The 13,154-nt window shown below is 30.1% G+C and carries 13 protein-coding genes and 1 riboswitch; of the genes, 3 read left to right on the top strand and 10 right to left on the bottom strand.

All coding sequences use genetic code 11. The annotated features are described in order from the left end of the window. Positions 1-224 precede the first annotated feature (224 nt). Positions 225-450: riboswitch (cobalamin riboswitch) on the top strand. Between the two features lie 322 nt (positions 451-772). From L1S46_RS19380 to L1S46_RS19370, 3 genes are read left to right on the top strand one after another with little or no spacing between them, the layout of a single operon-like run. Further along, positions 773-1,687, top strand: a complete 915-nt coding sequence (locus tag L1S46_RS19380) for an ABC transporter substrate-binding protein (RefSeq protein WP_238900776.1) — start codon at positions 773-775, stop codon at positions 1,685-1,687. Then, positions 1,680-2,702, top strand: a complete 1,023-nt coding sequence (locus tag L1S46_RS19375) for an iron ABC transporter permease (protein WP_238900775.1) — start codon at positions 1,680-1,682, stop codon at positions 2,700-2,702. The genes L1S46_RS19380 and L1S46_RS19375 overlap by 8 nt, the downstream gene beginning before the upstream one ends. Before the next feature lie 22 nt (positions 2,703-2,724). After that, positions 2,725-3,480: an ABC transporter ATP-binding protein gene (locus L1S46_RS19370; protein WP_238900774.1), complete on the top strand. Its 756-nt coding sequence runs from the start codon at positions 2,725-2,727 to the stop codon at positions 3,478-3,480. Between the two features lie 311 nt (positions 3,481-3,791). Here the strand turns inward: L1S46_RS19370 and L1S46_RS19365 are convergent, their stop codons facing one another. From L1S46_RS19365 to L1S46_RS19320, 10 genes are all read right to left on the bottom strand, one after another. Next, positions 3,792-4,262, bottom strand: a complete 471-nt coding sequence (locus tag L1S46_RS19365) for a GNAT family N-acetyltransferase (RefSeq protein WP_238900773.1) — start codon at positions 4,260-4,262, stop codon at positions 3,792-3,794. Positions 4,263-4,549: 287 nt separating this feature from the next. Next, positions 4,550-4,684: a diguanylate cyclase gene (locus tag L1S46_RS19360; RefSeq protein ID WP_343217280.1), complete on the bottom strand. Its 135-nt coding sequence runs from the start codon at positions 4,682-4,684 to the stop codon at positions 4,550-4,552. A gap of 21 nt (positions 4,685-4,705) precedes the next feature. Continuing rightward, entirely contained in the window at positions 4,706-5,581 is an 876-nt protein-coding gene (locus tag L1S46_RS19355; protein ID WP_238900772.1) for an AraC family transcriptional regulator, read from the bottom strand. An 82-nt stretch (positions 5,582-5,663) separates the two neighbouring features. Further along, positions 5,664-6,497 carry a nucleotidyltransferase domain-containing protein gene (locus L1S46_RS19350; RefSeq protein WP_238900771.1) on the bottom strand — a complete coding sequence of 278 codons (834 nt, stop codon included), beginning with the start codon at positions 6,495-6,497 and terminating at the stop codon, positions 5,664-5,666. Positions 6,498-6,692: 195 nt separating this feature from the next. Further along, positions 6,693-6,959 (bottom strand): CD3324 family protein, encoded by a 267-nt coding sequence (locus tag L1S46_RS19345; protein ID WP_168982562.1) that lies wholly within the window; start codon positions 6,957-6,959, stop codon positions 6,693-6,695. Positions 6,960-7,144: 185 nt separating this feature from the next. Beyond that, on the bottom strand, positions 7,145-8,113 hold the full coding sequence (locus L1S46_RS19340; protein ID WP_238900770.1) for a DUF2087 domain-containing protein: 969 nt from the start codon (positions 8,111-8,113) through the stop codon (positions 7,145-7,147). A gap of 355 nt (positions 8,114-8,468) precedes the next feature. Further along, complete coding sequence (locus L1S46_RS19335) at positions 8,469-9,566, bottom strand: diguanylate cyclase (RefSeq protein WP_238900769.1); 1,098 nt, start codon at positions 9,564-9,566, stop codon at positions 8,469-8,471. A 741-nt stretch (positions 9,567-10,307) separates the two neighbouring features. Then, positions 10,308-11,423: an SLC13 family permease gene (locus L1S46_RS19330; RefSeq protein ID WP_238900768.1), complete on the bottom strand. Its 1,116-nt coding sequence runs from the start codon at positions 11,421-11,423 to the stop codon at positions 10,308-10,310. Positions 11,424-11,905: 482 nt separating this feature from the next. Continuing rightward, positions 11,906-12,223 carry a cobalt transport protein CbiN gene (locus L1S46_RS19325; RefSeq protein WP_012059874.1) on the bottom strand — a complete coding sequence of 106 codons (318 nt, stop codon included), beginning with the start codon at positions 12,221-12,223 and terminating at the stop codon, positions 11,906-11,908. Continuing rightward, positions 12,223-12,975, bottom strand: coding sequence for an energy-coupling factor ABC transporter permease (locus L1S46_RS19320; RefSeq protein ID WP_077831734.1), 753 nt, complete (start codon positions 12,973-12,975; stop codon positions 12,223-12,225). Before L1S46_RS19320 ends, L1S46_RS19325 begins: the two co-directional genes overlap by 1 nt. Positions 12,976-13,154: the final 179 nt, after the last annotated feature.

The following is a 13,154-nucleotide window of genomic DNA, read 5'->3' as shown; positions in this document are numbered from 1 at the left end:
GTTCTTAGCTGTAGGTTGTTCCACTTTAGCTTGTCAAACTGAAAGTTGGAGCATGCTAAAGTGGATACAACCTGCCGCTTAGAACCTTCAGCGATATTTTCATAGCTTTTCGGAATCAAAATATTTATGATTTCGTGAGTTATACGCCTAAGTATAGATTATAGTTGGTTTATTGCTAAAACTTACTATGAATAGTATAATCTTTTTATGTTAAATACTTTAATTATATGAATGTAAACTATAGTCTGCATTTAAGTAATAAGGGAATGGAGTGAAATTCTTCAACTACCCCAGTAACCGTGAAACTGACAAAATCAAAGGCATAATCAAAAATAACAAGTCCAATCTTTTATTTTTTGATTGTGTCTAACGTGCCACTGAGAAATTGGGAAGGCTTGAAATTAGGATGAAGTTGAGTCGGGATACCTTGTTTTATACACCGATAATATCCTCTGAGGGTGGGATATTAGGCACATGGCAATAAATTTCAAGTACAACGCTACCATGAATATTTTTCATCAGTCAAGAAGGTAAATTGATCTCATCATATCAAGTCTATTAGATCAGTCTACTTCCGAAGGATAGTTGAAAATAAGCTGGTAAATGAACTTGTTATTTTTTGAATGTGACTTAAGTAATCATGCGTTTTATGAAAATAAGACTTTTAAGTTTTATTCTGATTTTTATAGGCATGTTATTATGAATCTATGCATACTCTCGATGGTATGCTTTTTTTGTTACCCTTAAATACACTATATTTTAGGAGGGCATCATGAAACTAAAAAATAAATTTTTATCACTCTTTTTAATAGTTATATTAGCTATGAGTACACTTTTCGGTTGTGGTAATAAGACTGCAACAATGACAGATAGAGAAGGTAACAGCTTTAAGCTTCCTGAAAAAGTAAAAACTATAATATCTACAGCGCCATCAAATACCGAAATATTAGTTGGGCTGGGACTTTCAGATAAGCTAGTAGCTATAGATAAATATTCGTCAGATGTGGATGGTATCAATAAAGATTTACCTAAGATTGACTTTAAGAATCCAGATGCTGAAACTCTTGTGAGTTTAAAGCCTGACATAATAATAGCTTCAGGACATAATAAAACTGGGAGTGAAGACCCCTTTGCAGCTGTTAAAGAAACTGGAATTCCTGTTGTATACATACCTACTAGTTCAAGCATAGAAGACCTTTATAAAGATATTGACTTTATATCAAAAATCACTGGTACTGAGAAAAAAGGTGACGAGATGACAGCTAATCTAAAAGATGAAATAAATTCAATAAAGAAAATTGGAGATACTATTACTGATAAGAAAAATGTATATTTTGAAATAGGGTCAACTTCAGGTTTATATAGTTTTGGTAATAATACATTTTTAAATGAAATGATTGAAATTGTAGGCGCCAAAAATATCTTTGCTAATGAAAATTCGTGGATATCTCCAAGTCCTGAAGCTGTAGTAAAAGCCAATCCTGATGTAATACTTACAAATGAACCTACAAGTAATGCTGTCAATAATATAAAGACTCGTGATGGTTTTCAAGAAGTTACTGCAATTAAAAACAATAAAGTCTTTGCTATTGATAATAATTCCTCTTCCAGACCATCACAAAATGTACTGAAAGCACTTAAACAAATAGCAAAAGCTATTTATCCTGAGGAATATGCAAATGTATAAAAAAATTATTATATTATTAATACCCTTAACATTTTTAATTTTATGTATCGGAACTTCTATTGGAAGTTCTGATACTAGCTTAATCCATATTGCATCAATAATTGGATATAAAGTTTTAGGAATTCCACTACTTAAAGAGATTAACCCTAATGATGTGGCGATAATTTGGAATTTAAGATTGCCTAGAGTTTTTTTAGCCTTTCTTGTAGGTAGTTCCTTATCAGTTAGTGGTGCTGTGGTTCAATCATTACTTAGAAATCCACTTGCTTCACCATATACCTTAGGAGTATCTTCTGGTGCTTCTCTTGGAGTTGGATTTCTTATAATATCTGGTTTTTCAATACCTATGCTCGGCAGGCTTACTCTTCCTTTAACAGGCTTTTTATGTGGGCTTTTGACTGTATTTATTATCATAAAATTTGCCTACAATGTTGATAAAAGCATGTCAACTTCAACTATAATTTTATCTGGTATGGTTTTTTCTTTATTTTGCAGTGCAATACTTACAACAGTAACTGCCTTATATAGTGAAGATATAAAAAGCATAGCTCTTTGGGAAATGGGTTCCTTTTCCATGAAGGGATGGTCATATGTACAAATGGGAGTTCCATTTTTTATAATTGGAATAATAGGTGTTATGCGCTACTGCACTGAAATGGATATATTATCTTTTGGTGAAGATCAAGCAAAATCAGTTGGAGTAGATGTTAATACTATAAAGACTCGGCTCCTTATTTTCTCTGCTATATTAACAGGTTCTGCTGTAGCCTTAAGTGGAATTATTGGTTTTGTGGATTTAATAATTCCTCACTTAGTAAGAAGAATCATTGGAGCAAAGCATAAATATGTGATTCCAGTCTGTATAATTTTAGGCGGCTGTTTTATGGTGATTACTGATCTAGTAGCAAGAATAATTATAATACCATCAGAATTGCCAGTTGGCGCTATTACTGCTCTGATTGGAGCTCCATTTTTTGCATACATATACTTTAATAAGGCACATGAAAGAAAATAATTAATCAAAGTAGGTGATGATTTTGTTAGAGCTTAAAAATTTTTCTTGTGGATATGACAAAATAGATATCATAAAGAATATTGCCTTTAAAGCTAAAAGAGGAGAAATTCTTTGTATAGTTGGTCCAAATGGATGTGGAAAAAGTACACTTTTAAAAGCTATAGGCAGACTCATTGAATATAAAGGAACACTAACATTTGATTCAAAGAATATAAAAAATTTACCTGTGAAGGAATTTGCAAAACACATTGCACTTATGACTCAAAGTAACAATGTTTACTTTCCTTACACAGTTTATGAAACTGTTGCTTTAGGCAGATATGCTTATTTAAAAGGAGCTTTATCCTCTTTAAGTAAGGAAGATGATTTAATCATAATGGAGGCTATAAAAAGTGTTGGCCTTATAGATTCAAAAGATAAACTTATAAATGAATTATCTGGCGGCCAGCTTCAACGTGTCTTCATAGCAAAAGCCTTTGCCCAAGATCCAGAAATTATTTTATTAGATGAACCAACAAATCATCTTGATTTAAAGTACCAAATTGAGATTCTAGAATATTTAAGCCTTTGGGCAAAAGAAAATAATAAAATTGTAATAGCTGTATTACATGATTTAAATTTATCTAATTTATTTGGTGAAAAAATTATATTACTAAGCGATGGCGAAATAGTCAGCCAAGGTACACCTAAAGAAGTATTTCTAGAAGATAACTTAAAAAATGTATATAACATAGACGTAAGAAATTTCATGATTAGTTCTTTAAAGCAATGGCAATAAGATATATCGATAAAAGAAGTGAATTGATTGAATTCTTATTTTCTAATTAAATTGAATATAATCAAAATATAGATATCCAATAGACATTAGCTGACACATATACGCGCCCCTTTATTGGGGCATTTTTTACGCTAAACATTAGTATTGAGGATTTAAAGCTACTTCAAGTGTTCCATATAAGATTTGAAATGTTTCTGGTAGCATGACTTTTATCACCAGACTTAACGAATACCTTGCAATGGAAAAATATATCCGCTTTCAACCAAACTCATTACAATATATTTTAAACCCAATGCAATATGGTTATAAAATTATAATTCTATAAACCCAATTTTTTTATAAAGATTTACAGCAGCTGCATTTTCAGGGTGCACATATAAAATTAAATCATCGTATCCTAAATTCCCTAATACATTTATACTCTTTTTCAAAAGGTTACTTGCCATCCCCAGTTTTAAATATTTCTTAACTGTAAATAACTCTGAAACAAATGGTTTCCCTTTAAATAGACTGATAAGAATTACAGCAGCAATTTCCCCATTTTGTTTAATTTGAAATGAAGCATCGGGAATAAATGTGCCAAAAGTACTTTCAACAATACTACAAATCTCCTTATGTAACTCTTCTATTGTTTCACCATTGAAGTCTACAGTATCTTTAAATGCGTCTAACATAGAAACTGATAATCCATCTATATCATCAGAATCTATCTTATCAAATGTATAAATTCCTTTTAGTTCTTGTGGTGCAAGTTTGCAAATCATACCTATTCTTTCACTCATATACTATTCTCCTAATTTTTTTCTTATTTTGTCCTATATGAAACTTATACTGTAAATTATAATATATTTTCTAATATTACATTATTGTATTCTCAAATAAGCTTTTTATAATTACTTAGTTAAATCTACATGTTGTGATTTAAATTTGCCACCATCCTGACACATTGGACTATTATAATAAGGTTATAAAGATAATAAAAACTTTTTTTCATAAATTTTCCCCCTATAAATATAAATCAAAGAGTAACATTCATATCCCCGTTATGACATGTTACTCTTTATTTGGTTCAAACAAATTGGTTAAATAAAATCACTTTATTTCTTCCAGTATTTTTGGCTCGATATAGTGCTGTGTCAGGCATTTCAAGCAAATTATCAATTTGAGTTGTCGTATTAGGATACGATGCTATTCCTACTGAAATTGTAATTTTTATCTATCTATACTAGTGCTTTTTTACAACCGGTATCCATATTTCGCTTTTAAAAGTTGGTGAAGTTACATCTTTATTCTCATTCCATAAAATTTCTGGACCTTGTGTTTGTTCATAGTTTGAAGATGGAAACCATTCAGAATAAATGCGTCCCCAAACGTTTTGCAATGTATCTGGAAATGGTCCTACAGCTTCAAATACAGCCCATGTTGATGCAGCAACTTCAAGTTTTGATAAATTATTGGGAAACTCCTTTGTTGTTGCAACACCTATATAATGATCAAGTTCTCCTTTCTCCTCCATTCGTCCTTCTGAAAAATTTAAAGATGCACTTATTAGTCCTCTTGGTTCTGTATTAGATAACTCTTTCAATTCATTAATATTTTCAACAGTTAGGCTTTGCCACATCTTAGCAATCTCTGGATTTACTCCATTAAAAATTATAGGCACCCTTTTTTCTATTCCAATTATATAAAATGCTTCTTTCTCCTCAATTCTATAGTTCATTTCATTTCCTCCTTCAATTGATAATCGAAAAGTCATTCGCGGATAGGCTTTTAATGATTTTCCATTATATCGAGCCTCTGATGGTGTTATGCCATGTAAATTTTGAAACGCTCTTGTGAACGAATCTGCTGACTTGTATCCATATTTAACAGCTAAATCAATTATTCTTACATTTCTATTATTAAGTTCAAAAGCCGCTAAGGTAAGGCGTCTTCTACGAATGTACTCCGATAACGAAACACCCGCAAGAAAAGAAAACATTCTTTGAAAATGATATTCTGAACAAAATGCCAGTCTTGCTACTTTTTTAAAATCAATTATTCCATCAAGATTTTCTTCAATATAATTTAATGCTTCATTCATTTTTTTTAACGAATCCATTTGGTAACTCTCCTTTCATCAATAGAATATCAGAAATTACATTTATCCATCCGACTATTCCTGCACAATTATGTAGGATTTATTAATTACACAATCCCTCTACTTCTTTAACAATGCTTGATAATTCATCAATAATCTTCTTCATATTTTCAGCATTCGGTGCCAATGAATAGAATATATCTTCTATTTTTTTCTTGAACTCTTTTGGTATAATTCTAAATGTATCTATATTATCTAAAGAACCTTTTTCATTCATAATGTACGTTTCATTCAACGCATATATAACCTGAATAAGACAAGATATGACACGATAAATACACCCAGTAGTATATACAATATCATCTTTTAACATTCCTTTGTGTGCAAGTGCAATAGAAAAACCCGCTTCCCATAAAAACTTATTTACAATGCTTGTTTTTATAGATACAGGGTATGGAGTAATTTTATCTTTAAGATTCACTAAACTATTATTGGAACTCCAAAGTATTTTACAGTAATAAGTCTCTGCTACATAAATGGTATTCGCAAATCCATGAGGATGACCAGGCTGATAATCTATTGTTATTATCTCATTCAAACAATCATCTATAACATTAGATACTTTATTTAAATCCCTCAATAAAAAATCTGTTGGCAATCCGTCTATACGCAGCCATCCTCCACCATTTATCCATGGGCCCCATTCTCCAATCTTAGTTATGAGATTAGAACGGTGCGTATCATCTAATTCGGTGGCTAATCGATTTAATCCTTCTAAATCTAATTTGGAACCATCACTATAATATATACCAATATCTATATCGGATTTTGCCGAATAATTACCTTTCGCTCTTGAGCCTCCAAGAACAATGGCTTCAATACCTTTAACTGTTTGTAATGAGGTTAGTATTTTTTCTATAATCAAGTTAATCTCCATAATAAATTTCTCCTTCTAAATAAAGTCCCGCAGCTTACACCACAATAACATTGCGAATTATTCTAGATACAAACACTATTGTATTCGTACTATATCAATTCGTATTTATATTCTATTATTTTGCTATATTGAGTTCAAGATAAAGTTTAATTCTATATCGTTTTATAAAAAGAGGGTTACCTATTGCCCCCCCCCTTAATCATTCTTATAAATAATTTGCTTTATGGAATGTATAGAAAGACAATATTCATTTGCTAAATCTAGCATCTTATATCCATCTTTATATTTCCTTATAATTTCTTTATTTCTATTAGATAAAATCTTACGAATTCCAGATTTTTCTCCCCACTTTTTATAGCTAGATTGCTGTGCAGGGATATATATATATTCTCCTTGAATATATTTCTGTATTTCAACTAGTAAATGTTCTGGTAATACATTACTCGCATTTTTATATTTCATACATGCTTCACTCCTAAATATTAAAATAAATAGGATACAAAGTCGTATGCATAAAACTTTTATTAGTGGCTTAATACTCCATACAAAATGCCACTACAAGCACATACCGACTTTGTATGGAGTACATTTTGACCTATAATCATATTTTCACCTCCTAATATAACATTTCAAATTAGCTTATATATTTATTTATATAATTTTAAATTCTCTCCTTGATTTTCAATCCACAAGTTTAAAAGTTCTTTTAGATCCTCAACCGTTTCCTTATCTGTAGCACCTTCATTAGATTCGAGTTTTTCAACAACTTTAAACTCGAAGGCACTTTCTCCATAAGCTGCCCAATCTTCCTTTAATTTTTTAGATTTAGCTCTCCCCAAATTTAGCTGAAATTTGATTGATTCAAAGGGTTTATATAAATTTGTACATATATCCACGAAAGAATATCCATTAACAGTATTATAGATTTGAATTATTCCCATTTCTATTTCTTGTTGCTTATAATTATTTATTATCTCTTTTTTATTAATTTTATCCATAATAACTTCCTCACATTTCTTATAATATTTACTTCCATCATCATTTCTTCCCAAGTATCCATAGTCTACTAAGTATCGCCGTATTATTGCGTCATCCTCATAAATAGGCTTAATAATTCTCTTTACTTCAGCTTCCGTATACTCTTTATTTGGTTCAAACAAATTAGCAAACCTTGGTAATAATGCTTTTCTTTTCTCCTCTTTAGCCGGAAAACTTCTAAGTTTTGGATTAGCTATTTTACTATTCCCATCGTCAACTAACTCTATAGCTGCTAAAAAAGCTCTTGCTTGTCTCGCCCTTTCTCTTAGTGCAAATCTCATATTTCTTACTGTTGATTCTGCACATCCAAGCTTAATTCCGATTTCTTTATTACTATACTTGTTTGACACCATTTCCAAAAGCTCTTTCTGAATTTCAGTAAGTCCAGTATATTTCTTATCAAGCATCAGTATTCTGTCCATAGGGCTCCCATGCTCTGCTGTATGAGTGCTTATGTCACTACTATTTTTACCTGTATATTTTCCGCATATTAAACAAATAAATTCTGCTTTTTTGCTATCCCATATGTAACCCCTTTTAAAGTCGTCAATAGTTGCATCACGAATAAGCTCTTTCATTTTCCTCTCCTTGTCTATTAATTTAATAGACATTTTATCATTTTAATATATATATGTCAATTTTACTGTTTAAAGTTGGTTAATGAAATATCTCATTAACCAACTTTCAAAGAATATTCTATAGATTACTACATCATGCCAACTCATAGTCAGCACTGTTATATTCAGAATTATATATTTAAAGGATTTATTGTCACTGTTATTATTAAATTTCAAATGCATAGAAGTTCGTAAAGAGAGATATGATGAATTTTACAAAAGAAGTTTTTAGCGTTAGCGTGTAGTGACTGAACATCAAATAAATTAAAAAAGAGCTGACTATCTATTATTTATCAGCTCTTACTTAGGTATTTTTTTATATTCTATGTTCTTCATTGTTAAATAAAACCACTTTATTTCTTCCAGTATTTTTTGCTTGATATAGTGCTGTGTCAGCCATTTCAAGCAAATTATCAATTTGAGTTGTCGTGTTAGGATATGATGCTATTCCGATTGAAATTGTAATTTTTATAAATTTATTATCTGAAATATAAAAATCATTATCTTCAACCTTCTCCCTTAGTCTTTCCGCAATCTTAGCGGCTTTAGAGTCTGAACAATCTAATAATATTATAGAAAACTCTTCCCCTCCCATTCTAGATACAACATCATAATCCCTGCATGTATCAAGAAGTATTAAGGCTAAACTCTTTAAAATAGTATCCCCTGCATTATGCCCATAAGTATCATTTATTTTCTTAAAAAAATCAATATCTATAAACAACATAGATAGCTCTTCTTCTTTTCGTACAGCCCTCTGAGAAATATTATTGAAACTATTGTCAAATTTCCTTACATTATTCAAGCCAGTTAAATAATCTTTTGTTGCCTCATTTCTTAACTTTTGATAAATTCTAACTGTTTCAAATATGTAGTCTGCGTATTTAATTGAGATATACGATACTATTAAATATCCAGAAAAGTATAAACTCACTGCTTGAAAAACAAATTTAACATTTTGAGGTACTGTAAATGATGAAATAACTGATGCTATAACAAAGAAGATCATGGAATAAATATATTTACGTTTTTTTGATATCTTTAATAAAGAAATAATTCCAAATCCGATCCCCATAGCTAAAGCAATTGCTGATCCAATTAGTGATATATCAGACACTCCCAAAATTAAAGATCTAAAAATAGCTATCAGAATGGAAGCAATAATTGAAGAGAAAAAACCACTATAAATAGCAGAAAATAAAATTGGTATATACCTAAAATCAATAAAAGCATCTGGCGTAATATGTACACTGTTTATCATCAGTATCACACCTAATATCCCGCTATAAAGTCCCCATAAAAACTTACTTTTCAATGACATATCTTCAAAAATTCTTTTATTTCTAAGAAGATGCTGAGCAATACTCATAAACGCTATTAAAATACATGCATTTTGAAAAAACTCAAGAACCATAATTTATAACCCCTTTTTCATAAATTTATAACTGCTTATCCAACAAATTTAATATTTCTAAAATCCCCCATTATTCAATTCTCAAAGTATATTTTTATAATTTTCTAATTGAATTCTACATATATATTGTAATAATAAATTTACATTGAAAATTCCAATTAGGCAAGTCCTAAGTTAAGACCAAAATATAGAAATTCAATTGCAGCATATATATTAAGTAATTTTTATATCGGATTTTAATTGCTTATAATATAGATAACCCAATTAAGACCTGAACTTATGCATATAACTCGCCGAAATGAATAACATACTTTTGTTCCAGTTTCTAGTTGGGATATATTTCATAGTATAAATCTAACTTATAATTGCCTTATCTATATAGGTATCAAAAACAAGAGATATACCTATACTTTAATATTTGTGAATTATACTAGAAATTAGATACATGTTTGTGAAATCGGCATTTGAAATTGAGTTGTGATAGTTCTTAGTTGAAGGTTGTTCCATTTTTTGCTTGTCCTAAACTTGTTTTTGGAGCATGCAGAAATGGGTTCAACCTTCCACTTAGAACTATCCAGCGAAAATTTCACTAGTCCGCTGGAACAAATTTGTATCTAATTTCGGTTCTGCCACACATAAATATGATTTTAAATTGGATACCTATATTAAAGGTTACTGAAATTATAAGTAATACAAAACTTTTCTATTATATACTTCTTTAAATATCTTATTTATGATTTATCAAATTACCAAAAATATATAAAATATTAATGTGAATATTATAAGGCTGGCAAAATTATATGTGGTAAATTTAAACATATATTTTTTCCCATCATATTCTTTAGCATAAAATTTATACGATATCAAGCTTGCAAGCGAGGCAATAATTGTTCCCATTCCTCCGATGTTTACACCGACTAATATCTCTTTCCAAGAATTTGTGAATTTTGATAGCAAAATTGCACAAGGAAGATTACTAATTAACTGACTAAAAAATATTGAATAAAAGTATACACTTGTACTATTTGTTAATGCTTTCTTCATTAATTCATCTATAGTTGTCATATTAGATAAATTTCCTATCGCTATGAAAAAGCACACAAAAGTAAGTAATAAAAAATAGTCTACTTCCTTAAAGAGCTTTTTTTCTATAACAAAACTAATAATTAAAGTTATTATAAAAGCAACTCTATAATCAACTATATTGAAAACTGAAAGTAATATAAAAATAAACAAACTACAATAAATAATTGCGCTTTTTTTATCTTTAATTTCTATTTTATCTAAATCATATTCCAAATTTACATTTGAGATCCTGCGATTGAGAACAAATAACCATATTGCACCAATTATCACAAAAAATATTGTATCCCTAAAAAAATCTAACATTCCAACATCAAAAAAAGAAAATAAATATAAGTTCTGTGGATTTCCCATTGGAGTAAGACTACTACCAATATTCACAGCTAAAGTTTCTAAAATTATTATTTTCATTGGGTTAAACTTCGCTTTTTGAGCAATAATCATAGTAAGCGGTACAAAAGTTATTAAAGCCACATCATTTGTTATAAACATTGAAGAAAAAAAACATAGAGATGTTAATATTAATGAAACCATTCTAAGGTTTTTATGTTTTATTAATATTTCAACTGCTATCTTATCTAATAATTTTAACTTTTCAAAGGCAATTATTACTATCATAAGATTAAACATTAATATTAGTACCTCAAAATTTATATACTCTATTTTGGGCATAGAAATCAGAGACGTACCTAGTGCCAAAAATAATGATATAGTAAAAACTATTTCTGTTTTTAAAATTGATATAGCTTTATTCCAAAGCTGTTTTATATTCATAAATTCCTCCCGACACTTATTTCTAGATTAACTATAATCTTAAGCAAATTACAACTAAACACTCACTTTTATTCACATGCTGACGACATACATTCCAATAAACCCCATAAGTGCATAATTGCATGAAAAAGCTTGTCCGTTTGTACTAGTAACAAGTTAAGTATTTCTTCTTACCCCTGTATATTAATCCCAGCGAACATACTTTAGTATTATAGCATATTTTACAAATATCACATTACACGATTTTAAAAGAGTATTTATTATTTACTACGCTAAATCTTTCATATAAAAGTTTCTATCTCTAATGTCATAATAGCTAGGCATCAAATAAATTAATAAAAGAGCTGACTATGTATTATTTATCAGCTCTTACTTAGGTATTTTTTATATTTTATGTTTCTAATTATTTTATCCAACCTATAATTAAGAAATAAGGACACCAATATACTCCACAGAATATCTCCTAATGGATAAAAGAAATATTACTTTTTCTTATCTTTTTCTATTTTGTGTCTCTCTACAAACCTTCCCATTAGGAATGCAATTACGCCAACTCCAATACCTGTCTGCACGCAGAAAAGCAGGCTCTCCACCTCTCCTGGCAATTCTCCACCAATCCAAGTTTCCATAACTGGCTTAAACCACGGCTTGTACTCAGTACCTGTAATTTCAGAAACTACTTTACTTCCAGCATCATCAGATCCACCAAATTCAGCGCCTCTTAATGTGAATAATGGAATAACAGCAATTAATGCCGCAATAATTAGCAGAATTATAACTGTTTTCTTAGTCTTTGACATTAATTTTCTCCTCCCTTCACTAATCCAAGACCTGTTAATTCAGATTTTGCATATGTTTCAAGGCCAATTATAATAACAACTGTCAAAATCCCTTCTATAACTGCAAGTGGAACTTGAGTTGGTGCAAATACTGCAAGGAATTTAGCTGCCGATACAATAAATCCGCCGTTTTCAGATGGATATGCAAGTGCAAGCTGGATACTTGTTACACAATAAGTGAATAAATCTCCAATTGATGCAGCCAAGAAAATGCCTACATATTTATTAACTTTTAAAGCCTTACATAATCTATATATTCCATAGGAAACAAATGGCCCTGCAATAGCCATAGAAAATGTATTAGCACCCAGAGTAGTGATTCCCCCATGAGCAAGCAGTATTGCCTGGAAAATAAGTACAATGATTCCTAAGATACTAACAGCGCTTGGCCCAAATAATATTGCACCAAGTCCAGTACCAGTCATATGTGAACAGCTTCCTGTTACTGATGGTATCTTTAAAGATGAAAGTACAAAAACAAATGCTCCCGCCATAGCCAAAATGGTAATTGCCCTACGATTTTCAGCCAATGTCTTCTTAATTGATAAATAGCCTATGGCTATGAATGGAATGCAAATAACACCCCATATAATGCAAAATTGTGGTGGAAGATAACCTTCCATAATGTGCATTGCATTTGCTGCTGGAGCTACTCCAAAAATCAAAGCAAATGCTGCCGCTAGAGCGATAATTCTCTTTTCTTTCTTATTCATTTTTCTCCCCCTCAATAAGACTTTAATATTTCTAATATTAAAGTCTAAATAATAAAATAATATAAATTCCTATTTGTAATATGGCTGCTTTTTTTATATGCAAAATGATCTTATTTGCAGGAAAGTTCCGTATTGCAGCATAGCTGCTTTATATATATGTGAAATGATCTTATTTGCAG

The organism is Clostridium sp. YIM B02500 (genome assembly GCF_022324665.1).
GTDB lineage: Bacteria > Bacillota > Clostridia > Clostridiales > Clostridiaceae > Clostridium > Clostridium beijerinckii.
This window is presented reverse-complemented; position numbering and strand designations above follow the sequence as displayed.